Source organism: Cuneatibacter sp. NSJ-177, from assembly GCF_022867805.1.
In the GTDB taxonomy this organism is placed as follows: domain Bacteria; phylum Bacillota; class Clostridia; order Lachnospirales; family Lachnospiraceae; genus Pseudolachnospira.
Genome location: NZ_JALIFO010000013.1, coordinates 61,969 through 87,215, shown reverse-complemented (window position 1 = coordinate 87,215; position 25,247 = coordinate 61,969). Strand labels below are relative to the sequence as shown.

Below are 25,247 nucleotides of genomic sequence, written 5' to 3'. Positions count from 1 at the left end.
GGGAGGAGCCCCGTGGAGGGATTGTTATTAGGAATTGATTTATGTGATGATTACAGTCAAATCAGCTGCTTCCGCCCTCTGGACATGGAACCAGAGCCAGTGGCTCTGGGGGACGATACTTCCTCCGGCTTGATACCGACGGTAATCTGCAAGAAAAAAGGAGAAGATGCCTGGTATATCGGCGAGGAAGCCTACCGGCTGGCCCTGTTCGGCGGCGGTACGATGGTGGATAAATTGGTGAAGCTGGTCCGCAAGGAGGGGTACGCCACCATCGAGGGAGTCCGCTATATGGCGGAGGATCTTCTGCGGATCTACCTGGAGAAAATATTGGAACTTCCGAAGAAGAAATATGGTACGGAAGAGATCGAGAGCCTGGTTTTCACGGTACAGGATCTGGAAGGGCATTTTCTGGATAAACTGATTCAGGTCGCTGAGTCCTGCAAGGTGGCGAGGGACACGGTGCATGTGTTAAGCCATACCGAAAGTTTTATCTATTATGTGATCAGCCAGAAAAAGGATGTCTGGGCGAACCAGACCTGTCTTTTAGATTTGACGGAGGACGGCCTTCATTATTATGAGATGCGGGTGATCCGGGGCAGGAAGCCCCAGGTCATCGAGGCGGAACATGAGAAACTGGAGGAGAGCTTCAGCCTGGACGTGCTGGACACGCCGGCGGGAGAACACCTGGCGGACACGATTTTGACCGCCTGTGCCGACCGGCTCTTTAAAAAGAAGATTATATCCTCGGTCTTTTTGACCGGCAAGGGATTTATGACCAGCGACTGGGCGCCGGAATTTCTGAAAGTTGCCTGCAACCGGCGCAAGGTGTTTGCCGGACAGCATCTGTTTGCAAACGGCGCGGCCTATGTGGCCTTTGACCTTTTGCAGGAGGATACGGCCTACCCTTATATCTGTATCTGTGAAGGACGGATTCGCTCCACGGTCAGCCTCTACGCGGTATACGGCGGGCGCAAGGAGCAGGTGGTGCTGGCGTCGGCGGGCAGTAATTGGTACGAGGCCAAGTCTTCGGTGGAATTCATCGTGGACGACACGGCGATGCTGGATTTGACGGTGGCGCCGGTGGGAAGCCAGAGGGTGGAAAAGGTCAGTATTTCCCTGGACGAATTGCCCGCCCGGCCCAATAAGACGACGAAAATAGAAGTGATCGTTTCGTTTTCCGACGAGCGGTGCATGACCGTGCGAGTGGTGGACAAAGGCTTTGGAGAGCTGTTCCCGGCGACGGGGAAAGTGATACGCAGAGACTTCTTTATCTCATAATCAGTTATTTTTAGAAAGGAGGCGGCCATGAGCGGATTGATTCTGTGCAACAGCAGACCGGTGAAAAACCCGTATTATGTGGAAGAGATGGGAATTCATCTCTATTCCGGTGAAGAACTGAGTTATTTTATCTATCACAATCTGATGCTCATCGGCGATGACTTCCTGGATGAGAGGTTATTCCGATTTATTGGCCAGGAGTTGGGGATGACTGGTCTGGAAACGAAGCTCCGGAAATGGGCGGGGCAAGCGGACCAGGCGGAACTGCTCCTGGTGATTTTGCAGGATATCCATTATTACAGCAGCGCGGAACTGTTTGCCTTCAAGGAACAGCTGGACCGCCTGGCCAAGTCGAGTGCGGCGGAACAGATGAAGGCGAAGGCTGACTATCTGTTTTCCCTGCGCCAATATTACGGGGCTCTGCGGCTGTATGACAAGATATTCACGCTTCGAAATGACGAGCTCATAAGCGAGGGGTTCCGCGGAACCGTCTGGTTTAATAAGGGCTCGGCGCTGGCTGGGATTTTTTCGTTTGACCAGGCGGCGGAATGCTATATCCGGGCTTACGAACTGCTCCAGAATGAGGAGCCGCTTCGGAAGCTGTTTGAACTGCATCTTCTCGATGAGCTGGTTAAAATACCGGAAGGGCTGATGGACCATATCCCGGCGGAAACTCAGTTTAATTGGAAGACAGAATTGGAAGAAAAGAAAAAAAGAGCCCGCTTTACCGGCCGGGCCGCGGAGGCGGAGGCGCTGATGGAAAAGGATAATATCCGTCGCGCCGCCGGCTTACAGGCACTGGTCCGGAGGTGGAAATCGGAATATCAGAGGAGTCAAGGATGACAAACAAGAATATATTTTTTATAGGATTCATGGGAAGCGGCAAGACAACGGTCTCGGCGGCTTTCGGAAAAACATACGGCAAACAGGTGTTGGAGCTGGACGATGAGATTGTGGCGAGAGACGGACGCAGCGTCCGGGTGATCTTTGAGGAGTCCGGCGAAGAGTATTTCCGCGATTGGGAGTCCCGGATGCTTCGGGAGATCACGGACGGCAGCGACACCATCGTCTCCTGCGGCGGCGGAATCGTCATCCGGGAGCAGAACATTCGGACCATGAAGGAAAACGGTTTCATCGTCCTGTTGAAAGCCAGCCCGGAGACCACCTTCGAGCGGGTGAAAAATGAGAAGACCAGGCCAATCCTGAATGGCCATATGAATGTCGAATATATCGAGCAGCTGATGAATAAACGAGCCCATGCCTATCAGGAGGCAGCGGACGTCGTGGTGGAGACCGACGGCAAGAGCGTCGAGCAAGTGGTGAGGGATGTGTATGAAAGTATCCATCGGGCAGGACAGTCATCGATTTGATGAGGAGAATGCGCCGGGGAGCTGCCTGCTGGGCGGCGTCCTCTTTGAGGGAGTTCCGCCTTTTTCCGCCAACAGCGACGGGGACGTGGTGCTCCATGCTGTGACCAATGCGGTTTCCGGCATTACCTGCCGGAATATCCTGGGACCAGTGGCCGACTGCATGTGCCGGGCCGGAATCCGGGACAGCCGGGCGTATCTCGCGGAAGCGCTGAAAGATTTGGAACGTCTTGGGCATCGGATCAGCCATCTTTCCCTTACGATCGAGGGGAAGCGGCCGAAGATCGGACCGAGGACGGAGGAGATGCGCGCTTCGCTGGCCGCGCTTTTGGGTATCCGTGAAGACTCGGTTGGAATCACCGCCACCACCGGAGAGGGACTGACGGACTTCGGACGGGGGCTGGGCGTCAGCGTGTTTTGCATTTTAACGGTAGAATAGGAGGCAGTGATGAAAGTAGAAGCAAGAGGTAAAATCAATCTGACCCTGAATGTGCTGGGGCGCCGGGAGGACGGCTATCACGATCTGGAACTGATCTTTCAGCCGATTTCCTTAAGCGATATTCTGACGGTGGAGAAAAAGGCCGAGCCGGGCCTGGAATTCACCTGCACCGTGAAGGAACTGGAGAATGAGGATAACCTGGTGTACCGTACCTACGAGCGGCTTTTGGAGCATTATCCGGGCATCGGCGGTCTGCGGGTTCATCTGGAAAAGAAAATTCCTTACGGGTCCGGCCTGGGCGGCGGGAGCGCTGATGTGGCGGCCTTGATCCGGGCCGTCAATCAGATGTTCGGTTTGCAGTTGGGCCGGAAAGAAATGATGGAGCTGGGCAAAGGCCTGGGCGCCGACGTACCGGCCTGTATGCTGTCCCGCGCCGCGGTGGGGACCGGGATCGGAGATCAATTATCGCTGATTGACACGGAGATGGAATACCCCTTGCTTTTATTGCAGCCAAAGGAGCCTTTCAGCACGGCCGCCATGTACCAGAAGTTGGACGAGACGCCGGGCCTGTCCCAGGAATATCTGACCGAACAGGTGAAGCGGGGGCTGGAGACCGGGAATCTTTCGGAGATCTGTGAGAATCTTTACAATGTGTTTGAGGAGGCTGTCCCGGACAAGGACCGCCTGCAGGAGCTGAAAGCCCTGCTGGTGGAGTACGGCGCTTCGGCCAGCCTGATGACCGGGTCCGGATCCTGTGTCTACGGCATCTTTAAGGATGCCCCGATGCGCGACCGGGCGTTTGAGGAATTAAAGAACGACTACGAGGTTTATGCCTGCGAGGCGGTCAACCGATGATTCGTCTGATCGCCTTGGATCTGGACGGAACCACTCTTCGCAGCGACGGAAGCTTGTCGGGACGCACCAGGCAGGCTCTCCGGGCGGCGATGGATCAGGGCGTCCATGTGGTGGTGGCCAGCGGCCGTTCGTTCCATTCCCTGCCGACCTGCCTAAAGGAGATACAGGGACTCGAATATGCCATCAGCTCCAACGGGGCGGCGGTAAGCCGCCTGACCGACGGGGCCCTGCTTTACCGGAATTGTATGGAAGAGGCGAAGGTGCTGGAAATCCTTGACCTGATGGAGTCTTATCCGGCTGCGCTGGAGGGCTTTGTGGACGGGATCCCCTATGCAGGCCGAGCTTATGTGGAGAACCCGGCTGCCTTTGGGGCGCCTCCGGGTTCTTTTCCATATATTCGGAGAACCAGAAGGCCGGTGGACGACATCCGGGAGTTTTTACGGGAGAACCGCACGCGTCTGGACGCAGTGGATATCCTGGCTGCCGACGCCGGATTTAAGCGGGAGATCGAAGAAAAGCTGGCGGCCCTGGGGGGCCTTTATGTGACCTCCTCCGTGCCTCATCTTGTGGAGATCGGCAACCGGACGGCGGGGAAAGCCTCGGCCCTGGCCTGGCTGTCCCGGTTTCTTGCGATTCCCCAGGAGGAGATTTTAGCCTGCGGCAATGCGGAGAACGATCGGGATATGATCCTTTATGCAGGGACCGGCGTGGCGGTGGGTAACAGCCCGGAAAGCTTGCAGGCGGCCGCGGACCTGGTCACGGAGGATAACGACCACGATGGTGTCGCCGCCGTGATCGAGCAGGTGGTTTTGGCATAAGGATTGGCGGTGAAAGCCGCATTTTGCAAAGTCGCATACAGAGATTTTAGGAGTGATTCCATGGGAAAAGAAGCAAAGACCAACGCGATGCGTTTGCTGGAAAAAAATAAGGTGGAGTACAAAGCGTATTCCTACGAATGCACGGAATTTACCGATGGGATTCAGATTGCGGATACCTTGGGCCTGCCCCATGATCTGGTCTATAAGACGTTGGTGACTGTCGGGAAGAGTAAAGAGCACTACGTATTTGTGATCCCGATTGAGGCGGAACTGGATCTAAAGAAAGCGGCTAAGGCGGCCGGAGAAAAGTCCATCGAGATGCTCCCTTTAAAAGAGCTGACTCCTTTGACCGGCTATGTCCGGGGCGGCTGTACCTCCATTGGCATGAAAAAACAGTTCCCGACCATCGTGGACGTCTCGGCGGAGGCCAGGGAGAAGATCGTGGTCAGCGGAGGAAGGCTGGGCAGCCAGCTGGAATTAAAGCCCGGCGATCTGATCCGCGTGGCGCGGGCGAAGACAGCCGACGTGGTGGTGGAATAGAGACGGATTTCCCGGCGGCCGGATGAAGTTTCCGGGAAATCGGATCAAGGGGAAAGGGGGAGGCGGAAGAATGTTTTGCAAAAAATGCGGATCGGAAATTCCCGATGGAAGCAAGGTTTGTCCGGCCTGCGGGAATCCCCTGGCGGGGAAGGGCGGTAAAAAGCCGCCGAAGAAAAAGAAAAGCCTGACCGGATGGATTGCGGCGCTCTCGGTCCTCCTGGTGCTCTCAGCCGCAGCCCTGACGGGTTCTTTGGTGCTGCTGTTTCAGCAGGAGGGAGCGGAGGACGTGGATGCGACTGTCCCGGCGTCCTACTTGAATGAGGCCGGCTTCCGGAAGCTGTTCGGCGTGGAGGAGACCAGCGAGACGGCCGCGGAAACCTCGGAGGTGCCTTTGGAGATCAGTGGCTTTTCTATCCCAAATCCACTGCTTCCGACGGAGACAACGGCTACCACAGCGCCTTCAACGGCGGCAGCGGCCGGCGATTTTATCTTTCCGGACAGCAATTCCACTTATCTGGACCGGGCCGAATTGGAGGCTTTGACGCTGGAACAGCTGCGGATTGCCCGCAATGAGATCTATGCCCGTCTGGGGCGCACGTTTGATGATCCGGAGCTGCAAAATTACTTTAACAGTAAAAGCTGGTACGTGGGAAAATATACCCCGGCGGAGTTTGATTCCTATGGGGATTCGATTTTAAATGAATTTGAGCTCGCGAATTCCAGGCTGATTTTAGAAGTGGAAGAAGCGAAAAAACAATCGTAAGGAGGGGCGGAGATGTTTTGCAGAAAATGCGGCGCGCCTCTTGCGGAAGGGGCAAGATTTTGTAAAAAATGCGGAATCCCGGTTTTGACGACAAGCGAACCGGATCTGTCCGGCAGGCAGACGGACCGGGGCATATGGCCGGAGAACGGAGGAAATCCGAATGATCCGCAGGATTCCGGAAAGAAATCCCGCGGCGATCGGAAGGATCCCGGTAAAAAGACAAAAAAGGAGCGGAAAGGCTTCAGCGGAAAACAGATTGCCGCCTGTGTGATTTTACTGCTGCTTACCGTCGCCTCCATCGTGGGAACATTGGTCACGGTGAAGCGTTTGGCGGATCCGGAAAGGGCGGCACGGCGGTATTTGGAGGCATTGCTGACCGGCGATGTCGGGGCCGCATACGGAATGCTTGATTTTTCCGATGTCAGCGACGAGCTTTTGGAGTTTTTGACACCGGAGGTATTTGCCCGCACCATGCCGGCTCAGGAGTCGATCGACGCCGGGTTAACCGGGGACGTAAAATGGATGAAGACCTCGGAAATCCGAAATCGAATGGGGGGGAATGCCGAGGACGAGGATCATCGGTTTTATACTTTAACCTGGAAGGAAAAAGGAAGCCGGGAACCAGGCGAAGTTTCGGTGATGCTGGTACGGCAGGAAGAAAAGAAATGGGGAATCTTTCCGGTCTGGAAGGTGGACGCCAAAGCGTTGCAGTTTGAGCCGATTCTCCTGAGTGCGCCACAGGGGGTTGCCCTGACCATCGATGGGCACCCACTTTTAGAGGATTGGTTTTACCAGACAAATGGGAACGGTATCAATGAATATCAGGTCCGTTTGTGGAATACCAGTTATAAACTGGAGGCTTCCCGGCCGGGTTTTGAACCTTTTTCTGCGGTGTTGTCACCGGAAAAAAAGGTGGAGGTTCAAATGAATACGTTGACCGAGGACTGCAAAAAGGAGCTGCTGAACCGCTCCGCCGAATATCTGCGGGAGACTTTGACGGCCGCCTCCGCAGGGACAGAATCCCAGGCGGTTGAGGAGATCGATGCAAACGGCGGAGAGAATTATCGGGCGGATCTTTCTCAGATGCAGCAGATGTTCAACAGCGGAGACGGCGGCGGAATTCAGGATATGGCCATATCCGATTTGAAAGGAACCGTGGTGCTCTTAAATCAAGGTGACAGCTCTTATGCTGAGGTGAAGCTGAGCGGCAAGATGGCGTACCGTTTCATTTCCCGTTATCACAATTATTACACAGGGGAGACGACTTATCCTTCCCAGGATTGTTCGGAGGATTTGCCGGCAAGTTTTCAATACCGGTATCAGGATGATGGCTGGAAGTTAGTGGATATGAGTTTTTAATCAAAGGAGGAGACAAGATGGCTTTTTTTGACAAGATTGGAGAGACGATCTCCAGCAAGAGCAAGGGAGTAGCCCAGAAGGCAAAGGATCTGGCGGAGGTATCCGATTTAAATAAACAGATCAATCAGTGCAACCAGAAGATCAACGATTCCTACATGGAAATCGGTTATTACTATTACCAGGCCCACAAAGACGACGGGGATGATCCCTTTGCCGCCCAGTGCGCCAATATCCGTCAGGCCATGGATCAGGCCGACGCGCTCCGGGCTCAGATTCAGGTGATCAAGGGTGTGAAGGTTTGCCCCAACTGCCATGCAGAGATTCCGAAAGACAGCCAGTTCTGCGGATATTGCGGCTGCCGGATTACTCCTCAGGGTCAGGCGATGCCGCAAAATTCCGCCCCGTACGGCCAGGCGGACGTTCAGCAGCCGTTTGGTCAGCCCCAGGCTCCGGGTTACGAGCAGCCGGTCTATGGCCAGCCTCAGGCTCCGGGCTATGAACAGCCGGCCTACGGCCAGCCCCAGACTCCGGGTTACGAGCAGCCCGCTCCGGCATACGGGGAAGCGCCGCAGGCAGCGCCTGTCTATGAGCAGCCCGCTCCGGCATACGGGGAGGCACCGCAGGCAGCGCCTGTCTATGAGCAGCCCGCCCCGGCATACGGGGAAGCGCCGCAGGCAGCGCCTGTACCGGAACAGCCTGCCCCAGCGTATGGAGAAGAGCCCCCGCAGCCTGCGCCTGTCTATGAGCAGCCTGCTCCGGCTGAGTCTCAGCCGCTTCCCTCTTTGGAGAAAACTCAGAGCGCGTTTTCCTCGGAAGTTTCCCCGTCGGTGTGCCCCGGATGCGGAAGCCCGGTGGCGGAGGAGGATGTCTTCTGCGGCGAGTGCGGGAGAAAGCTGAAATAAATATGGCTGAAAGGGATGGGGAGAGATTTTAGCACAAACAGGGCAAAGCAGAGCTCGTATGTCCGCTGTTTTCTTCCCATAACCATATATGAAAAAAGATAAGAAGCCTGCCTACGGAGTGAGCCCGCGGTTTTTGAACCGCAGGGAACCGGAAGGCAGGTTTTTTTGATTTCGCAGGCGGAAAAAACACCGGAAATTATTGCGAAAAAGTTTCCCGCAGTGAGAAGGAATTTGGTATAATGAGAACGGGTTTTACAGATATGGTTTGTAAACAAAAGGGTACGGAAAGAAGACACTCCTGGGGAGGAGAAAAACAATGGATGATACCATATGGCTGGCCTTGGCCGGCGTATTTTCATTTTTTATCCTGGCGGACCTGATCGGTCATCGGAAGCTGCGGCTGCGGCGCGGAGCCGGGCAGTGGCTTTTGCTGCTGGTTCTTCTTGCAGCCGCGGTTTTCAGCGGACAGAAGGGAATCCGGGATAATTGGAACGGCCGGGAGAAAGAAGACTGCCGCCTGTACCTGGCCTACTGCTATCTACTGGACGGAAAAGGGAGCCAGGCGGAGGCCAAGGAGGCTCTTTGCACCGGCGGCAAAAAAGAGCACCGGGAGATGGTCCGCCTGCTGGCCGAGTGCGTAAACGGAGATTACGCGGCCGCGTATTTCCATGCCGCCCGTCTGATTCAGGAAAACACGGTCGGGGAAGAACTGCTGCCGAGGGCGGAGAGTATCCGGGAAATGATGGGGCAGGAACTGGGCTTGTTCAGCGGGGAGACTTCGGATTCCCGGACTTTGGACGAGCGGATCCGGATCGAAGCACAGAAATGTTTTGCCCTGTTGGGGACCGATCCGCAGGAAGATGAGAAATATCAGGCGCTCTATGAGGCGGACGCCCGAATCCTTTCCGGCGCGGCGGAAGAAATTTCTGAGGAGGAGATGGAGAAACTGGTCAGCCGTTATGATGCGGATGAAGAGATCCTGCGGCTGGCTGTTCAGTATGCGTCCTCAACCGGAAGAATGGGCCTGGCGGAAAGCTGGGCCGGGGAACTCGCGAAAAGTTACCGTTCGGCGCAAAATGATGTCATTTACACGGATGTGATTGCCCAGGCGGCTTTGACCGCGGATGAGAGTACGATTGCCCAGGATCCGGAGGCAGGGGAGCTGATCGAGGAGGCGGAAGAACTGGAGCGGCAGGCCGGCCGTAAGGACGGGGAGGAGCAGGACGAATTGCTGATAAAGGCCGAGGAACTCCGAAAGGAATCCAGAGCCATTCCCATTGAGCGGGCGATGAATTATCTTGACGCCAGAAAGCCTCTGTTTTACGACAAAGAAGGCATCTATTCGGTTCAGAAGGCGAAGCTTTATCTGGCCGCCGGGAAGCGGGAGGAAGCCAGGGACGTCATCTATGAAATTTTGGAGGACGGCCCCAATCTGTCCGGGGATTCCCCAATAAAGGAGCCGCTGCTTGCGGTGATCGATGCTTATCAGCAGAGTACTTCGGATTCCCCCAGCCCGCTGTTGCGCTCGTCGGTTTACGGGCTGGTGGAGACGGAAAGCCAGGGCGTGGTGCCCATGGGGGAAGACACGGTGAATGGTCAGCTGGCCGGGTACATGACGTCGACGCTGAAATACGATAAGCTGGGGATCCATATCGGGAAGATCGACACTACCTCCTACCCGGAGATTACGGCTTACGTCAATATCAACGGATCCAAAGACCAAAAATCAGAGTTGGTCAGCGGCCTTTCCCAAAGAGATTTTGAACTGATTGACACCCAGTTCGGCATCACCGAATTCACGATGGAGGAGGAGGGAGGAAACGAGGAGACCAACATCGCGATCGTTATCGACCGAAGCGGCAGTATGGATGGGACTCCGCTGGAAAATGCCAAGACGGCTGCTGTCAGTTGTGTGGAAAATCTGCCCCAGGTCCGGCAGAAAATGGCTCTGGTAACTTATGACGATACGGCTCAGATATCCGTTCCCCTGACCGGCTCCATTTCCAGCCTGAAACGAGGGATTGACGAACTCGCTTCCGGCGGCGGCACCGATATATCCGGCGGCGTCCGGGCCGGTATCGAAGCGCTGGCGAAAGCAGAGGGCGGGAAAGCCATGATCCTTCTCAGCGACGGCCAGGACAACAATTCCGTGGAGGCGATGCAGGAGGCGGTCGACGAGGCGAAGGCACAGCAGATTGTGATCTATACGGTCGGGTTCGGGAACGCGGACGGCGATTATCTCAGCAGCATCGCCGAGTCCACCGGGGGGAAATGTATCCTGGCAGACTCCGCGATGGAACTGGAGGACATCTACCGGAACTTGCAGAAATACATTGTCAATAATTATCGCTTTCATTATACCGTTTCCCAGAACCCGGAGGAGGATCCGCGGAATCTGACGGTCCTGGTCTCAGAGTACGGCGTGTCCGGCGACAGAGATTATACCATCGGGGGAGGCATCTTGGAAGAATCGGAGCGGACCGCATCGATTGCCAAGGGGGACGGGAATTCTCTGACGGCTGCTGCCGTGGTGCCCGGCGGAATCTCTGCCTCGGAGGCCGCCCGCGGCGTGCGGATCAAGGTGGAAGGCAGCGGATTCGTGGAAGGAGTGACAGCGGGCCTTGCCAATCTGGCGTTAACCGAGATTCAGGTGGAGAGCCCGACCACCCTGACCGCCACCTTAAAAGGGACGCTGGAGGCAGGGAGCTATTCTCTGCGGCTGACCTTGCCGGACGGCCGGACTGCAGTCAAGACGGATGCGCTGGCTATCTTCCGAGCAGGTACGACCAGGACAGTGCGGATCGGCGGAAATACCATCACGGCGGATTCCATCGGCCAGACCGGCGACAATCAGTTCGTGGCGGCCGGAAACGTCATGCTGAACGGTTTTATTCACACCAATGAGTCCATGCACATCAAAGCGGACGCTTTGCCGGAGGGCTTTTCCTTTGGCGGCAGTGAGATCAGCCTCGGCGGCAGCGGGTATCTGACCGGCTCCGGAAAGCTTTTTATCAGCTACCAGCAGGCAAAGGCCAATGGAACCGGTTCCGCGGCTTTTGCCAATCTGGTGATGGGCGGAAAAGACTATGTGGTGGAGGACGGCGATTACAGTTTCCGGGTGGAGAAGGACACCTCGGAGCTGGAACTTAGCGCCCGTGACCGGAGCCTTGCCATTGACATCCCGCAGATTACAAAGGTGGAGATCGCCGAGCTTAAAGCGTATGCAAACCAGCTTCGCCTGACGGTCCATACCATTGATCTCAGCGAGTTAAAAGATCAGATAACGGAAGGGCTCACCGGAAAAAAGAACACCAGCGCGGCGGAAAAGAAGGCAAGGGATGCGGCAAAAAAAATCACCAAGCGCGGGGATGCCCAGAAATTCAAAGGCTTTGAGGGATCCGTCTCGGTGATCCTGGATGCGAAGGATATCCATCTAGCTGCGGATGTCAAGATGAATGCCAATGATGCGCTTTCCTTCGGAAATGTTGGCCTCGGCAGCATTTCCCTGAAAATCGACACCAAGGATCCGGAGCATGAATATTGGAAGTTCGGCGGTTCTGTGGATCTGGGAAAGATGATTTCCACATTGGGGCAGGCCGCCAATGGATTTGAGGGAAGCATTTCCTCCTACTATTGGTTCCCGGATTCCTTTACGGTGAAGATGAATCTGGCCGGGGAACTGACGCCCAATGTGTACAATATTGTTTTCTTAAAGAGCCTGGGACTGGAAGCGGAGGGCATGAGTACGTTTTTCCTGAAAAGCTCCGCCATCCCCGACGCCGCCAAAGCGGTGATCTTTGGGGAAAATTTTGCAGAAATAGAGCCGAAAGAAATCGTTCTGGCCGGCACGGCCGCTGCGGACGTCAACCTGTTTAAATCCCTGCACATCAACATTCCTCAGCTGCAGGATTGGGGAGAGATCGGGGAGATTTCCGGCAAAGCCGGAGTGAATTTTTCCATCCCGGAACTTTTTCTTAAAGCGGATCTGAAGCTTCTGGGCCACAAGCTGGCGAACGCTGCCTTGTCGGCGGGAAAAAAAGGTGTGAAAGCAGAGGCCGGAGCGGAGATGGAGGTTTCTCTCTTGGACTGCTCCATCGGCGGGGATGTGGATTTTGGAATTTCCGCCAACACGGTTCGGATCGAAGGCACGTTTGGGATCTCCGGGCATTTGGACTGCGGCTGGCTGAAAATTCACCATCAGGGAGAGGCAAAGCTGACCCAGCAGGCCCAGTGGGATGGAAAATATGCGTCGGTGGAAGCGCTTTTAAACAATCGGGATTCTTATAAGTGGTGGTATGAGGACGGCGGCCAGATTCTGTTCTGGAACCGGTTCCATTCCGCCTACACCCGCGTGGATCTGTAAGGAGGGGGCGACATGCGAAGAAAAATTAGTTTTTTACTCCTCAGCCTGTTGATGCTGCTGGGGGCTTCCTCCGCAGTCTTTGCGGCCAGCGAGACCGTGGAGGTGACGCTGGATCAGGAGTATACGAACGCGGTTTTTCAGATTACCTGGGAGAACACGGAGGCGGAGGCAGCGGTGGATATCGAATCCCCCGCCGGAACGCACTTCGGCAATGAGACGACGCCGGAGTTGGTGACCGCGTCCGAGGGGCGTCTGCTGGTCAATGTGGGAGCAGCGCCGGCCGGGATCTGGAAAGTAACGGTGACCGGAACCGCTTTGGGGACCGTGGAGGTGGGAGGCGGCCAGGTGCCGGACCCGATGGATATCGCTGCTTTTTTGGTGGCTGCGGACGCCGGAGGGCTTGCGCTTTCCTGGGAAGTGACAGGAACCATGGTTCCTTCCCTTAGCTATACGGTTTTCGCGGATTCCGATGGAGAAGGGTTTGACGGAGTTATGACCGGCACGTTTTCCGGCCCGGCCCAGGGAACTCAGGTCATTGCCCCGTCCAATCTGGAATGCGGGCTCTACCATTTTTATCTGCAGGCCGAGGATGGGACCGGGGTATTCGATATGGCCTATATGGACGGCACGCTGCTTTTTTTGGATTCTTCGGCGGCCGCGGAACTTTCGGGCGTCTCGGCATCGGCGATGAATGGGGACGTTTATGTTTCCTATAATCCTGGGGAGACGTCGTTGTTCCGGATCGTTGTCTACGATGCGGAGAGCGGGGATCTGGTGAAGGAAGAGGTCACCGAAGAGGCAAGCGCGCTTTTGACAGTGCCGGAGGGCGTGACCAAGGTGCAGGTTGGAGCCGCCTCCTATCAGGGGGAGCGGATGGGCCGGTTCACTTTGCAGGAAATCGATCTTTCCGCCGCTGTGGATGCGGAAGTAGTTTTTCCGGAAGAAGATGTCACGAATCAGACCACAATCCCGGTCACGGTGTCCTTCTCAGGCGCCTGCCGCGTGGACGGAGTGGTCAATGAGGAGCTTTTGTTGGAAGGAGCCACGGAACCCGGCACGTACCAGGTAAATCTCCTGGACGGTGAAAACACCTTAGTTTTTCTGGTGACCGCAGAGAACGGGGCGGTCCGGAGCTTTCAGAAAGAACTCTATGTAGACAGCACGCCGCCGCAGTTATCGGTCAAGGAGGATATCGACCAGACGGTTACCGACCAGGACGCCGTCTATCTGGAGGGCTACTCCGAGGCCGGAGCCATGCTTTTTTGTAACGGCCAGGAGGTGGAAATGGTGGGGAGTTATTTCAGCATCCGCTGTCCGCTGGAAACCGGTGACAATGAGATTTTGTTGACGGCTGAGGACGTGGCGGGGAATCAGTCCCGGTATCAGGCCATCGTGACCCGCACGGTTTTATCCGGATCCTGGCTGGGATACTTGATAGCGGGAGCGGTTTTTTTGCTCCTGCTGATCATCTATTTGATCGTGTTTGTGCGGGGAGCAAGGAGGAAGCGCCGTGAAAAAAGTAAAAAGGATTAGTCTGGTATTGACTTTGATTCTTGGAATATACAGCGCAGTGGCTGCCATTCTGATATCCGGAGATAAGCTTCTCTCCATGAAGCGGAGCCTGGGGCGTGTCCTGGCGCTGTCCTACCGCTATACGGCTCTTACCGCAGCCGGTGTGGGATTGCTGACGCTGGCGCTTTTCCTGGGCGGACGGAGCCGGAAAAAGAGAAGAGAGAAAAAGGCGGCCCGGCATGGAGAAGAGAGGCCAGTGGAGCAGGAGCCGGTGGTGTGGCAGGAGGAAAAAGAGCCACTTGAGGAGGAGCCGGTGGCGTGGCAGGAAGAAAAGGATCCGCTAGGAGAAGAACCGGCAGTGTGGCAGGAGGAAAAAGATCCGCTAGGAGAGGAATCGGCAGTGTGGCAGGAGGAAAAAGATTCGCTTGAGGAGGCGCCGGTGGTGTGGCAGGAGGAAAAAGATCCCCTTGGAGAGGAACCGGCGGTGTGTCAGAACGAAGGCAGTCCTGTCGTGAAGGAAGCTACGGTCCTATTGACGGATGCCGTCCCTGAGAAGAAGAAATTCTGCCGTTTCTGCGGGAAAGAAATCAGCCGGACAGCCAAGTTTTGCCCTCACTGCGGAAATCCGGTCCGGAGGCAATAGGAGAGGAAGATGTTTCAAGAGAAGAAGGTAACCGCCGTGCTTTTGGCCGGCGGAAGCGGGACCCGGTTTGGCGGGGAGAAGAATAAGGTATATGTGGAGGCCTGCGGCGTACCGGTGCTGGAATACAGCCACCGGGTATTGGAGGAGTGCCCCTTGGTGGACGAGCTGATTTTCGTGGCCCGCGCTGGGGAAGAGGAGGAAATTCAGCCGTATTTAGACCGGTCCGGGAAAACGGCACGGTTTGTATTGGGCGGCGATACCCGTCAGGAATCCGTCTATCACGCTCTCCTGGCAGCCGCCGGTGAGATCGTACTGATCCAGGATGGGGCCCGGCCCATGCTGACGGAACGGTATGTCAGAGAGTGCGTGGAGACAATGGCCCTTTACCCTGGCGCCACTGTGGGGGTCCGCTCCAAGGACACGATCAAGCTGGCGGATTCCAGCGGTCTGGTGAAATGTACCACTCGGAGGGCGGATACCTGGATGATCCAGACTCCGCAATGCTTCCTGCGGGATGTGCTTTTGGCCTCCCATGAAAAAGAAAGGGGAAATCCGGAGATTACCGACGACTGTATGCTCCTGGAGCGGGCGGGCCTGCCGGTGAAGCTGATCGAGGGAGATTATACGAATATCAAGGTGACAACCGCCGAGGATTTGGCTTTGGTGGAACGGTTGTTAGAGCTGAGAGACCGGCGGAAAGGATCGGAATAATGGCAAAAAGCAAGACAACTGCATTTTTCTGTAAAGAGTGCGGATATGAATCCAGCAAATGGATGGGGCAGTGCCCGGCCTGTAAGGCTTGGAACGCCTTTGTGGAAGCGCCGTCAGCCGCATCGGACAAGCATCCGGGCAAGGTGTCCGGCCCTCTGGGGTTCGCGGCCGCGGAACCGTGCCTGCTGGCGGATGTTTCGGTGGAGAAAGAAACCAGAATTCCCACCGGCTTCGGAGAGCTGGACGGCGTGCTGGGAGGCGGAATCGTGCCGGCGTCACTGCTGTTGGTGGGCGGGGATCCCGGTATTGGTAAATCTACTCTGCTGTTGCAGGTCTGCCGGAATCTGGCTGCGGCCGGCCGGAAGGTGCTGTATATTTCCGGGGAAGAATCTTTGAAACAGATCCGCCTGCGGGCAGACCGTATGGGGAAATTTTCCGGGGATCTGAAATTTTTGTGTGAGACCAGCCTGGACACGATTGCCCATGTGCTGGAAAAACACCGGCCGGAGATCGTGATCATCGACTCGATCCAGACCATGTACCGGGAGGAGGTTTCCGGCGCGCCTGGAAGTGTCGGACAGGTTCGGGAATCCACCAATGTACTGCTTCAACTGGCCAAGGGGCTGGGGATTACCATCTTCATCGTCGGTCATGTCACCAAAGAAGGGACCGTTGCCGGGCCTCGGATGCTGGAACATATGGTCGACACGGTGCTTTATTTTGAAGGTGACCGAAATGCGTCGTACCGGATTCTCCGGGGAGTAAAGAACCGCTTTGGTTCCACCAATGAGATTGGTGTTTTTGAGATGGCGGAGAAGGGGCTTCAGGAGGTAAAAAACCCGTCGGAATTTTTGCTGAGCGGACGACCGGAGGCTGCCTCCGGATCGGTGGTGGCCTGCGCGATGGAGGGGACCCGCCCGATCCTGCTGGAAATCCAGGCACTGGTCTGCCGGACCAACTTTGGAATGCCCCGCCGTACGGCGGCAGGGACCGATTACAACCGGGTCAATCTGCTGATGGCCGTGCTGGAAAAGCGTCTGGGGCTACATCTGTCCGAATGCGACGCCTATGTAAATATTGCCGGGGGAATGAGGATTTCAGAGCCATCGCTGGATCTTGGGATTGTGACGGCTCTGGTCTCCAGCTATCAGGATACCCCGGTCAGCGATCAGCTTTTGGTGTTCGGCGAGGTGGGACTCTCCGGCGAGGTTCGTGCGGTCAACATGGCAGAGCAGCGGGTCGGGGAGGCGGTCAAGCTTGGATTTGAGGCCTGCATCCTGCCGAAAAGCAATCTGGACGCGATAAAGAGGGAGTTCCCGATCCGGCTGATTGGGGTGAAAAATGTACAGGAGGCCATGGCTGCGCTGGGGAAGAACTAAGAGACAATTTAGGCAAAATTTTAGTTGACAGACCTGTCAGATTATGATATAAATAGTAGGCAGGTCATTTTAGGGGCATAGTTCAATGGCAGAACAGCGGTCTCCAAAACCGTCGATGTGAGTTCGACTCTTACTGCCCCTGGGAAAAGGAAAGCCTCGTAGATATGCGGTCTACGAGGTTTTTTTGTACCTGGAATCTGGAAGGATGTGGCTTGTTTTTGTAAGTTTTATGGACTATTTATGGACATAACGGTAACATTGCAACATGGTAAATGAGCGATCCGGATAAAGGCGCGCAGGAAAGAAATGAAAGAGGCCCATTGGAAGCGGCAACTTCCTCTGGGCCGGTGGCACGGACACACTGCAAAAGGCCGGTTACATGATCAGTATGCCAGCTGGTGCTTACCGTCGAAGTCAACAGACTCATTTTTTTAGAGGTGACGGACGGCCTTGTTTATAAAATTCTTCTGTACAGCTCGTTGCATTTCATTGTCACATATCGGACACCTCATCATTGCACCTCACTATATCATTAAAAATTCAATTCGATTTCTCCACCTAAGACGTACTTAAATCGCTTCGTTCGTACCAGCAGATTCAGGTTGCGCAACTTGCGCGGCAAGGAAACGTGCTTTTGCTGCGTTCAACTCTTTGTGAAGTTGAACGGCCATAAACGCGGTGACGATGGCAGAAAGAACGTCAGCAATCGGCTGGGCATAAAGAATGCCGCTTAAACCACAGATTTTCGGAAGAAGTAAAATAACAGGCAGAAAGCAAATCCCCTGTCTACAAGCGCCAAGGATACATCCCTTTGCCGCTTTTCCCATCACAAGGAAAAGGAACGAGTATACTGTGTAGAAACCAAAAAGGATAAAGGAGAGGCCGTTTGCCTGTAAAGCGACCGAACCGACACGAATCATCTCCATATCACCTTTTGTGAACAGGGCCATGATCTGCGAGGAAAAAATTGCAGCGGCCAAACCGAACACTACACAAAATATGGTTGACCAGAGGATAGAGATCTTGATTGCTTCATGCAGTCGGTCAAATTTCTTTGCCCCGTAGCTAAATCCGGCGATTGGCTGAAAGCCCTTCAAAAAGCCGAAAACAATTAAACTCCCCATAGACATAATTTTCGTGAGCGGCCCCATCGCGGCCAGCGCGGAACCTCCATATTCTTTCGCCGCATTGTTCATCATACTGATGGAAAGACTGGTCAATACTTGAAATAGCAAGGTAGGAATCCCAATTTTCAAAATTTCGGACATGATCTCTTTGGAAAAACAACATTCTTTGATACGGAAATCAAACACACTCTTTTTGCGGAGGATATAGCACAAATAGACTACAGTGGAAACCATTTGTGAGATGGCCGTGGCAATCGCCGCACCAGCGACTCCGAAGTTAAGCGTATAGATGAAGAGGGGGTCTAATACCACATTCAATAAGGCTCCTGCCATCAATGCACACATGGCTGTCTTGGCGGCTCCTTCGCTTGACACGATATTGTTCATCGTGACATTGAATACGTTAAAAATTGAAAAAGTGATATAGATACTGGTGTAGGAAACTGCATAGGGCATGACGCTTTCGATTGCGCCAAGCTGCCTTAGAATCGGTTTCAGGAAAAGGACAGAGCAAAGGATCAGGATTGCGCCAATCAATATGCTGCTATATACGGCGGTGTTGGCTACCTTGTTTGCTGTTTCCTTGTCGCCCCGTCCGAGCAGCCTTGAAAGATAGGCGGCGGCCCCATTCCCAAATAATAAACCCAAGCCTACGATCAGTTGACCGAGGGGAAAGGCAACCGTGACCGCGCCCATCTGATCGGTTCCCAGCCCACCTACAAAATAGGTATCCACGAGGTTGTACAGTGCGTTAATCAGCATACCAATCATGGTTGGCAGCCCTAACGCCAATAGTGATTTTGGAATGGCCGTGCTCCCCAACAGTGCCATCTTTTTGTCTGGTTCGTTCATGTTTAACTCTCCTTTCGCTTGACACGGAACTGAAATTATAGTGGTATAAATTATAGTACTTAAATCACTGGTGATTATACTACTATAAATTATAGTATAAGTCAAGAACAAAAAAGAGAGGTACGCATGACCATGGTCAATCGTCCAAGAAAAGAACGATAAGCAGAATTCAGAAGCTGGCGAATGATCACCTGGAGATATGTCGGATTGTGGCCGGGAATAAGGACGGGAGGAAATTCCCCACGCCGACCGCCCCCACCTATAAACAAAATACTCCCGGGCCAGGTTTGAAGAGACGAAGTTGAAGAGTAACTGTTTTTTATGACGGTTTATTCTTACTGTGTCTTAGATATTTTTCGTCCCACTCTTTTTCCAATTGATCGATTTCTTCCTTTGGAATTTCGCCGCTTTTTATTTTTTGGCGGATTTCAGCATTCAGTTTTGATGAGGCTTCCCGCCACTTAGGATCAGCAGTGCTTTTGGTCGGAATGAAGAGGTTGTGAGCCGAAAGATATATATTCGCTTGTCGGATTAAGTCTTTCTCTTTTTCCAATATTTTCTTTTCCCGGCGCTGTTTATATTGGGCGGATAGGAGCCGAAGTAAGTTGATAAGAAAATAGATGCCGACAATGAAGGTGACGGGAATCGCAATGATGGGAGATATGGGGATATAGTATAACATAGGCGCTCCTCCTTTTCTCTATCCTAATGCCTTGCACTATAAATTGTCAATAGTCAACGCACATGAAAAGGCTTGATTCACTATGAAGAGGTCAATATTTTTTGCGATAGAGAGCCGTGGCTGGTTGGGAAAGATGTGGCGGAGGTGCTGGGGCATAAGAACACTATAATCGTCTTGCAAATCCGAACCATAATAACAGAATACTACATAGAAGGCGCCAAAAATCCTTTTGCTTTTCTTGACGATGGCAGGAGTATGGGATATAATAGACTTAACAAGAGAGCCGGAACGATAGATTAAGCCTATCCGCTCCGACAAAAGCAATTTGCAGAGATAGCGCCTTACTTTACCAGAGCAGGGGCGCTATTTCCTCTTCTGTAACAAAGCTATCACAGCGCAGATCATAATCACAAAGGTGAACAAGTCCCCATATGTAATCATCTCACCACCCCCTTCCGCAAGATTCGGAACGGATGGCAAGCACGCCCTCCCGGCTCCTCTGGTAAGTCTATTATATTGTCATGGTGCAGGAGTGCAGCTTGGGTCAGTGGATGACGTTTTTTCTTGAAGCTGACGGAAGATTCGGATATAATATCCTTAACAGGACAGCCGGAAGGTGAATGCACCTCATCTGTCCCGGTGAACATGAAATAGCCGTCAGCTCTGACCAGGAACAGGACGGCTATTTTTTGCTTCAAAACGAGAGTAATGATAGCATGAACCATAACGCTCGGCAGGCCAGCAACAGGCGCTAAAAAACAAGCTATTGATATTTTTGCAATGTTTGGGATGTTTTTCTTGCATTTATGACTAATATTATGACAAAATAGCAGATAAATACGGCTTTTGTCATCGGCTTCACGAAGCGAATCGCCTTAGGCTAAAATCATGTATTCATCTTATAGTATGACATCCCTACTTTAGGTATAGAAAGCCCCGCCTATTCTAAATTTTCATTTAGAATAAACGGGTTCTGATTCATGTTATTTTCCAGATTTGCAGTGAAGCCATCGCTGGTTGTCTTGCCTCAATATCTTCTACAATATACTTTTCTCCGGTTGTATGCAAAGCTTAAAAACAAGAATAGATGTAATCCCATACGCGGTATTTTGTGAACAGTTCAGAAACCTGTCTGCCGGTTAAGCCTTTTGCAGATTTATACTGTTCGGTACAATAGATTAAAAAATTGCCTTCCTTACTCATAATCATGCCTCCTCCGGGAATGTGCTTGTCTTTTTTTCTTCATCGAACATATGAAACAGAGTCAGCGCGCTCAAATGTCACAGCTTCGTATCTTCCTGCTCCAGAAAGGAAGATACCTTAGAATCGTAAAATTCTTTAGAGGCAGTAACTTCATCATACGGATAATTCTCGGTAATCAGGTGGACTACCTGCGGAACAAGAAGCATGAGAATAGCTTCAAATTTCTGCTTTTCCATTAAAATTCCCCCATATTATTTTTTGTCTTTCATTCAACAGCCTCCTTTATTCGACGATTTTTTGTTGCCTTTCAAAGCTGGAAAAGGAATTGAATAAACAACGACAAACGCTCAAACCCCTTGAAAAATAAGGAGATTTCCGTTTGTCATTATTATACCGTAACGCCATTCCCAGGCGTCAATCTTATACGTTTGCGGTGTTGATCCGGTTACAATATTAAAAAGGCTAGGGCATAGCCAGGTGAGTTCGACTCTTCCTGCCCCTGGGAAAAGGAAAACCTCGTAGATATGCGGTCTACGAGGTTTTTTGTCATTCTGTTTCAACGATAACTCCACAGGCGATTTTGGCACCGGAGTCTCCGGAGGGTTGTGTGGTGAAATCATCCGGCTTGGCGTGAATGACGACGGAACGGCCGATGATATCCTGCAAACGAAAACGTCTGTCAAAGAAAGCGCCCCAGGCATAACCAGAATTGCCGAAGAGCGGCAGAAGGTCGCCTTCGTGATTCGGATGTGGCTGCATGGTGGGGTTATAATGATTGCCGGTCTTTGTAAAATTATCGGAGCAGTCGCCCTCTTGGTGGATGTGCATGGCGTAAAAAGTGGTCGAATCTGGCACATTTTTGTTCGGCAGGCCAAAGATTTCCGCCTCAATGAGAACTCCGCCATAAGGAGCATCGTAAAATTTCACGAGGCCGCTCAAATTGGGAGCGGATGCGCCGCCTCTGACCCAGGCAGTTGCCTGAGGGCTGTTGTTTTCAAGGAGCGGAAGAAAAGCTAATCGTGGAGTGGGAGATTGCGGCATAATGCACCTATCAGTGTTCAGTTTACTAATATTGTATGCCAAAATGGAAGGAGGGTGCAGTTTTCTCTGCTGGGTGAGACGGCTCTCCGGATCAGAACAAAACAACGGCTGTAAATAAAATAAAAATTTTGGGCTGTTCCCTTTTTTCAACCAACAGTAATGACAAGGGAAGATATAGGAAAAACCTAAATCAAGAATAGCTATTTACAATTTTAAAAAGATTGAATTGACAATAATAACTGGCATAAAAAATAAATGAGCAAAAAACAAAAGAAATAATTGCAATAATAACGGAAAAGAGTTATAATAAACTCGTAAAAACAGTATAATTGTCTGGAGAAAGGAAGTGAGCGCATGATTGATCGGTCAGTGAAACTTACTTGCAGGATGAATCCAAAAGTAGTCATCCGTGCGGTGCACGGGCATTTTGCGACAACTCACGCCCATACGAACTATTACATCGATATCACAGAAGCGAAACTGAGTCATGAGATGGGCCGGGAAGCGGCTATCACCCTGGCGGCGGATTACGCGTATGACAAGGTGGTGGATACAATCGCCGCCCTGGACGGAAGCGAACTGATCAGTGCTTTTTTAGCCAGGCATCTGACGAGAAATGAGTTTTTCATGGTAAATGGTCAGAAAAATATTTATGTCGTTCCTCCGGAGCATAACGCCAATGGCCAATTGATCTTACGGGATAATACACAGCCGATGATTCGGGATCAGAACGTGCTGATCATGATTGACGCCATTGCCTCCGGCCAGACAGCCAAAAGAGCGATCGAGTGCATTGAGTATTACGGAGGTAAAATCGCCGGAATTGCAGCGATCTTTTCTGCCTACGATGAACTGGACGGATTCCGGATTTCCCATTTGTTTGGAAAAGAAGATCTTCCGGATTATCAGGTCACGGACTATCATGATTGTCCACAGTGCAAGGCAGGCGTCCGATTGGATGCGTTGGCAAACAGTTTTGGATATTCTGTTCTATAAAAAATAGAGACAGTCAGAGAACCAGGAGAGCCGCGGCGGCAATACTCCCGGTTCTCTGACGGATTGGAAACTCTACCACAGCCGTAATTCAAATATAAAACTATGCTGCACACCCCATTTTTGATTTCTGCCATATTGGAAAGAACGTTCGAGCCCCGAAGCGCTGGTAAATATCCAGCGCGTTTTTCGGGTACTGATTACAAGCCGGCCAGGTACACGACAGCTTTCAAATTGCCAAGGATGGCCATTTGGAACCTGTATTTTTTGAGCGGGATAGGGCAGCAGGGAATTGTGCTTCCGGCAGAGGACGGGAACCGATGGAAAATCTTTTGAAGTTGCAGACCTACGCTGCAAAAGGGATCTGTTTTACCTGAAAAATCCTGCTTTTGTTCCTTCCTCTTATTTCTTGATCAAAGCTATGATATGATATCTTACAAAAGGAGTAAAAGAAAAGCGCCGGCAGAATTGGAAGCCAAATTGGATTTGGCTAATCTTTCCCACAAAACCTTACCAATTTTGACCACAAAATTAAGAATATTTTAAGGAAAAATACTTGTTGGGAAATCATTCCCATGATATTCTATTTAAGATAATTCCTAAAATTACGAAGGAATACGTTTGTAAGACGAAAGAGCAAGAATCTGAAACCTGTCCGCCAGATTTACGGCGGAAGGTCCACGAAAGGAGGTACGATGAAACTGTCGCTGGCGCCTGCAGAAGGGCGGGTCATGAAATGTATTTGGGAATCCGATGAAGACTTAACCGTACTGGAGATTACGGAACGGATCAGAGAACGGTATGACAAAGAGTACGCAAACAATACGGTTGCGACCTTTTTAAAGATCTTGGAGAATAAGGGCTTTGTCAGTCGTTATAAAAAGCATCATTCCTATCAGTACCATGCAGAAGTTGTTCAGGAAGATTTTACGGATGCACAGGTTAAGACATTAAGGGATGAGTGGTATGGAGGTTCCGCTTATGATTTAGTGGCGGCATTATTTAAAGTGTCGGACATGACAAAAGAAGAAAGTGGAAAATGGAAAGCGTTGCTGGACGGGTGCTGGGAGTGAGAAGGAACCGGACAGCCGTTAAGAGAAAATAGAATAGGGCTCGTGGGCTCACAGGCGTGAAAAACGTGTGGCGGCAGGGCTTTCTTGATAAAAAAAGAGTTCAAAACCGGAAAGGATTTTTGAACTCTTTTTCTATCAAGGGAAAGTCTTGCCTTTTATCTCCCATATTGGTTCAGGAAATAGGATTCAAAAACAAACTTGACAAGATGGTGTCATGATTCGTTTGATATCATAGATATACCATGGAGAAGCAGAGCAGACAGGAGATGGACCGGACCGGCTTCGGCATTGATTTTTATGAAAGCAGTGGCAGCCACAAGCGATTCCGGCAGGATCATGGAAAATGGTTTATAATTAGGAAGAACTTTGATAAATTGACGAGAGGACAATACCATGCACTATGGAAAGGCAAAAGGGATCTTGTCACCCAAAAACGGAATGAATTTATATCGCGGCTGCACACACGGGTGTATTTATTGCGACTCCAGAAGCACGTGCTATCATATGGCCCACGATTTCGAAGATATAGAGGTCAAAGAGAATGCGATTGAATTATTGGAGGACGCCCTCAAACGCAAACGAAAAAAGTGTATGATCGGAACAGGCTCGATGACGGACCCCTATATTCCGCTTGAAATGGAGATCGGCCATGTCAGAAAAGCGTTATCCCTGATAGAAAAATATGGTTTTGGTTTTACTGTCATTACGAAATCCAACCGCATTATGCGGGATTTTGACTTGTTGCAGAAAATCAACGAAAAGTCTAAGTGTGTCGTACAAATGACTCTGACTACTTTCGATGATCATTTGTGCAGAAAAATAGAGCCGAATGTCAGTACGACAAGCGAGCGTTTTGAAGTTTTAAGGAAACTGCGCGACGCAGGAATACCAACGGTTGTCTGGCTTAGTCCAATCTTACCGTTCATCAATGATACGGAAGAAAACATCTCTGGTATATTAGATTTGTGCGCGGAGGCGAAGGTGACCGGCGTTCTCTGCTTTGGTATGGGATTGACACTACGAGAAGGAAACAGAGAATATTTCTATAGGCAGTTGGACCGTCTGTTTCCAACATTGAAGGAGAAATATATTCGAACCTATGGATATCAATATATGGTGAGCAGTCCTAATGAGAATCACCTAATGCGTCTGTTCCACCAAAAGTGCGATCAACATGGGATCATACACAATAACGATCAAATATTCCGCTATCTGTTTGAATTTGAGGACAAGGCGGAAGCGATGCAGTTGAATTTGTGGGATTTGTTTTAGAGGATGAAAGTACCATGGAGCAGGTTTTTCGTAAATCTGCTTTTTTTGCAGTCTTTAACAAAAATATTAAAGATA

Annotated in this window: 23 protein-coding genes and 1 tRNA gene; 19 read left to right on the top strand and 5 right to left on the bottom strand. The window is 52.0% G+C overall.

The annotated features are described in order from the left end of the window. Nucleotides 1-12: 12 nt before the first annotated feature. From MUB23_RS16550 to MUB23_RS16475, 16 genes are all read left to right on the top strand, one after another. Nucleotides 13-1,278 (top strand): DUF5716 family protein, encoded by a 1,266-nt coding sequence (locus MUB23_RS16550; RefSeq protein ID WP_244801857.1) that lies wholly within the window; start codon nucleotides 13-15, stop codon nucleotides 1,276-1,278. Nucleotides 1,279-1,305: 27 nt separating this feature from the next. Next, nucleotides 1,306-2,121, top strand: coding sequence for a hypothetical protein (locus tag MUB23_RS16545; RefSeq protein WP_244801856.1), 816 nt, complete (start codon nucleotides 1,306-1,308; stop codon nucleotides 2,119-2,121). Next, entirely contained in the window at nucleotides 2,118-2,648 is a 531-nt protein-coding gene (locus MUB23_RS16540) for a shikimate kinase (RefSeq protein WP_244801855.1), read from the top strand. The genes MUB23_RS16545 and MUB23_RS16540 overlap by 4 nt, the downstream gene beginning before the upstream one ends. After that, nucleotides 2,611-3,084: a 2-C-methyl-D-erythritol 2,4-cyclodiphosphate synthase gene (ispF, locus tag MUB23_RS16535; protein ID WP_244801854.1), complete on the top strand. Its 474-nt coding sequence runs from the start codon at nucleotides 2,611-2,613 to the stop codon at nucleotides 3,082-3,084. The genes MUB23_RS16540 and ispF overlap by 38 nt, the downstream gene beginning before the upstream one ends. A 9-nt stretch (nucleotides 3,085-3,093) precedes the next feature. Next, nucleotides 3,094-3,939 (top strand): 4-(cytidine 5'-diphospho)-2-C-methyl-D-erythritol kinase, encoded by an 846-nt coding sequence (gene ispE, locus MUB23_RS16530; protein ID WP_244801853.1) that lies wholly within the window; start codon nucleotides 3,094-3,096, stop codon nucleotides 3,937-3,939. Further along, entirely contained in the window at nucleotides 3,936-4,757 is an 822-nt protein-coding gene (locus MUB23_RS16525; RefSeq protein WP_244801852.1) for a Cof-type HAD-IIB family hydrolase, read from the top strand. Before ispE ends, MUB23_RS16525 begins: the two co-directional genes overlap by 4 nt. A 60-nt stretch (nucleotides 4,758-4,817) precedes the next feature. Then, nucleotides 4,818-5,297: a Cys-tRNA(Pro) deacylase gene (ybaK, locus tag MUB23_RS16520; RefSeq protein ID WP_244801851.1), complete on the top strand. Its 480-nt coding sequence runs from the start codon at nucleotides 4,818-4,820 to the stop codon at nucleotides 5,295-5,297. 70 nt (nucleotides 5,298-5,367) lie between these two features. Continuing rightward, nucleotides 5,368-6,060, top strand: a complete 693-nt coding sequence (locus MUB23_RS16515; protein WP_244801850.1) for a YARHG domain-containing protein — start codon at nucleotides 5,368-5,370, stop codon at nucleotides 6,058-6,060. Nucleotides 6,061-6,072: 12 nt separating this feature from the next. Then, a complete protein-coding gene (locus MUB23_RS16510) occupies nucleotides 6,073-7,419 on the top strand; it encodes a zinc-ribbon domain-containing protein (protein ID WP_244801849.1) in 1,347 nt (448 codons plus the stop codon). A gap of 17 nt (nucleotides 7,420-7,436) precedes the next feature. Then, nucleotides 7,437-8,321, top strand: coding sequence for a zinc-ribbon domain-containing protein (locus MUB23_RS19720; protein WP_280515839.1), 885 nt, complete (start codon nucleotides 7,437-7,439; stop codon nucleotides 8,319-8,321). Between the two features lie 316 nt (nucleotides 8,322-8,637). Next, nucleotides 8,638-12,684, top strand: a complete 4,047-nt coding sequence (locus tag MUB23_RS16500; protein WP_244801848.1) for a vWA domain-containing protein — start codon at nucleotides 8,638-8,640, stop codon at nucleotides 12,682-12,684. Between the two features lie 12 nt (nucleotides 12,685-12,696). Then, complete coding sequence (locus tag MUB23_RS16495; RefSeq protein WP_244801847.1) at nucleotides 12,697-14,217, top strand: hypothetical protein; 1,521 nt, start codon at nucleotides 12,697-12,699, stop codon at nucleotides 14,215-14,217. Beyond that, nucleotides 14,195-14,839 (top strand): zinc-ribbon domain-containing protein, encoded by a 645-nt coding sequence (locus tag MUB23_RS16490; protein ID WP_244801846.1) that lies wholly within the window; start codon nucleotides 14,195-14,197, stop codon nucleotides 14,837-14,839. The genes MUB23_RS16495 and MUB23_RS16490 overlap by 23 nt, the downstream gene beginning before the upstream one ends. Nucleotides 14,840-14,848: 9 nt before the next feature. Continuing rightward, the gene (gene ispD / locus MUB23_RS16485) at nucleotides 14,849-15,550 is read left to right on the top strand and encodes a 2-C-methyl-D-erythritol 4-phosphate cytidylyltransferase (protein ID WP_244801845.1); all 702 of its coding nucleotides are present in this window, start codon (nucleotides 14,849-14,851) and stop codon (nucleotides 15,548-15,550) included. After that, nucleotides 15,550-16,929: a DNA repair protein RadA gene (radA, locus tag MUB23_RS16480; RefSeq protein WP_244801844.1), complete on the top strand. Its 1,380-nt coding sequence runs from the start codon at nucleotides 15,550-15,552 to the stop codon at nucleotides 16,927-16,929. Before ispD ends, radA begins: the two co-directional genes overlap by 1 nt. A gap of 71 nt (nucleotides 16,930-17,000) precedes the next feature. Beyond that, a tRNA-Trp gene (locus tag MUB23_RS16475) sits at nucleotides 17,001-17,071 on the top strand. Nucleotides 17,072-17,498: 427 nt separating this feature from the next. On the opposite strand, the gene MUB23_RS16470 is transcribed toward MUB23_RS16475, so the two are convergent. The 5 genes from MUB23_RS16470 to MUB23_RS16450 form a co-directional block, all read right to left on the bottom strand. After that, nucleotides 17,499-18,908 (bottom strand): MATE family efflux transporter, encoded by a 1,410-nt coding sequence (locus tag MUB23_RS16470; RefSeq protein ID WP_244801843.1) that lies wholly within the window; start codon nucleotides 18,906-18,908, stop codon nucleotides 17,499-17,501. Nucleotides 18,909-19,227: 319 nt separating this feature from the next. After that, nucleotides 19,228-19,590, bottom strand: a complete 363-nt coding sequence (locus MUB23_RS16465; protein WP_244801842.1) for a hypothetical protein — start codon at nucleotides 19,588-19,590, stop codon at nucleotides 19,228-19,230. 1,071 nt (nucleotides 19,591-20,661) lie between these two features. Beyond that, complete coding sequence (locus tag MUB23_RS20065) at nucleotides 20,662-20,793, bottom strand: DUF3791 domain-containing protein (RefSeq protein WP_244801841.1); 132 nt, start codon at nucleotides 20,791-20,793, stop codon at nucleotides 20,662-20,664. Nucleotides 20,794-20,870: 77 nt separating this feature from the next. Beyond that, complete coding sequence (locus tag MUB23_RS16455) at nucleotides 20,871-21,029, bottom strand: hypothetical protein (protein ID WP_244801840.1); 159 nt, start codon at nucleotides 21,027-21,029, stop codon at nucleotides 20,871-20,873. Between the two features lie 310 nt (nucleotides 21,030-21,339). After that, nucleotides 21,340-21,837, bottom strand: a complete 498-nt coding sequence (locus MUB23_RS16450; protein WP_442874120.1) for a superoxide dismutase family protein — start codon at nucleotides 21,835-21,837, stop codon at nucleotides 21,340-21,342. 351 nt (nucleotides 21,838-22,188) lie between these two features. Between MUB23_RS16450 and MUB23_RS16445 the strand changes: the two genes are divergently transcribed. The 3 genes from MUB23_RS16445 to MUB23_RS16435 all read left to right on the top strand — a co-directional run bounded on the left by MUB23_RS16445 (nucleotide 22,189) and on the right by MUB23_RS16435 (nucleotide 25,172). Next, the gene (locus MUB23_RS16445; protein ID WP_244801839.1) at nucleotides 22,189-22,830 is read left to right on the top strand and encodes an orotate phosphoribosyltransferase; all 642 of its coding nucleotides are present in this window, start codon (nucleotides 22,189-22,191) and stop codon (nucleotides 22,828-22,830) included. 692 nt (nucleotides 22,831-23,522) lie between these two features. Further along, complete coding sequence (locus MUB23_RS16440; protein WP_244801838.1) at nucleotides 23,523-23,900, top strand: BlaI/MecI/CopY family transcriptional regulator; 378 nt, start codon at nucleotides 23,523-23,525, stop codon at nucleotides 23,898-23,900. Nucleotides 23,901-24,293: 393 nt separating this feature from the next. Beyond that, nucleotides 24,294-25,172 carry an SPL family radical SAM protein gene (locus MUB23_RS16435; RefSeq protein WP_244801837.1) on the top strand — a complete coding sequence of 293 codons (879 nt, stop codon included), beginning with the start codon at nucleotides 24,294-24,296 and terminating at the stop codon, nucleotides 25,170-25,172. The last annotated feature ends 75 nt before the right edge of the window (nucleotides 25,173-25,247 follow it).

Coding starts and splice junctions, on each gene's coding strand:
- MUB23_RS16545 (WP_244801856.1), top strand. CDS start 1,306: ATGAGCGGATTGATTCTGTGCAACAGCAGACCGGTGAAAAACCCGTAT.
- MUB23_RS16540 (WP_244801855.1), top strand. CDS start 2,118: ATGACAAACAAGAATATATTTTTTATAGGATTCATGGGAAGCGGCAAG.
- ispF (WP_244801854.1), top strand. CDS start 2,611: ATGAAAGTATCCATCGGGCAGGACAGTCATCGATTTGATGAGGAGAAT.
- ispE (WP_244801853.1), top strand. CDS start 3,094: ATGAAAGTAGAAGCAAGAGGTAAAATCAATCTGACCCTGAATGTGCTG.
- MUB23_RS16525 (WP_244801852.1), top strand. CDS start 3,936: ATGATTCGTCTGATCGCCTTGGATCTGGACGGAACCACTCTTCGCAGC.
- ybaK (WP_244801851.1), top strand. CDS start 4,818: ATGGGAAAAGAAGCAAAGACCAACGCGATGCGTTTGCTGGAAAAAAAT.
- MUB23_RS16515 (WP_244801850.1), top strand. CDS start 5,368: ATGTTTTGCAAAAAATGCGGATCGGAAATTCCCGATGGAAGCAAGGTT.
- MUB23_RS16510 (WP_244801849.1), top strand. CDS start 6,073: ATGTTTTGCAGAAAATGCGGCGCGCCTCTTGCGGAAGGGGCAAGATTT.
- MUB23_RS19720 (WP_280515839.1), top strand. CDS start 7,437: ATGGCTTTTTTTGACAAGATTGGAGAGACGATCTCCAGCAAGAGCAAG.
- MUB23_RS16500 (WP_244801848.1), top strand. CDS start 8,638: ATGGATGATACCATATGGCTGGCCTTGGCCGGCGTATTTTCATTTTTT.
- MUB23_RS16495 (WP_244801847.1), top strand. CDS start 12,697: ATGCGAAGAAAAATTAGTTTTTTACTCCTCAGCCTGTTGATGCTGCTG.
- ispD (WP_244801845.1), top strand. CDS start 14,849: ATGTTTCAAGAGAAGAAGGTAACCGCCGTGCTTTTGGCCGGCGGAAGC.
- radA (WP_244801844.1), top strand. CDS start 15,550: ATGGCAAAAAGCAAGACAACTGCATTTTTCTGTAAAGAGTGCGGATAT.
- MUB23_RS16470 (WP_244801843.1), bottom strand. CDS start 18,908: ATGAACGAACCAGACAAAAAGATGGCACTGTTGGGGAGCACGGCCATT.
- MUB23_RS16465 (WP_244801842.1), bottom strand. CDS start 19,590: ATGTTATACTATATCCCCATATCTCCCATCATTGCGATTCCCGTCACC.
- MUB23_RS20065 (WP_244801841.1), bottom strand. CDS start 20,793: ATGAGTAAGGAAGGCAATTTTTTAATCTATTGTACCGAACAGTATAAA.
- MUB23_RS16455 (WP_244801840.1), bottom strand. CDS start 21,029: ATGGAAAAGCAGAAATTTGAAGCTATTCTCATGCTTCTTGTTCCGCAG.
- MUB23_RS16445 (WP_244801839.1), top strand. CDS start 22,189: ATGATTGATCGGTCAGTGAAACTTACTTGCAGGATGAATCCAAAAGTA.
- MUB23_RS16440 (WP_244801838.1), top strand. CDS start 23,523: ATGAAACTGTCGCTGGCGCCTGCAGAAGGGCGGGTCATGAAATGTATT.
- MUB23_RS16435 (WP_244801837.1), top strand. CDS start 24,294: ATGCACTATGGAAAGGCAAAAGGGATCTTGTCACCCAAAAACGGAATG.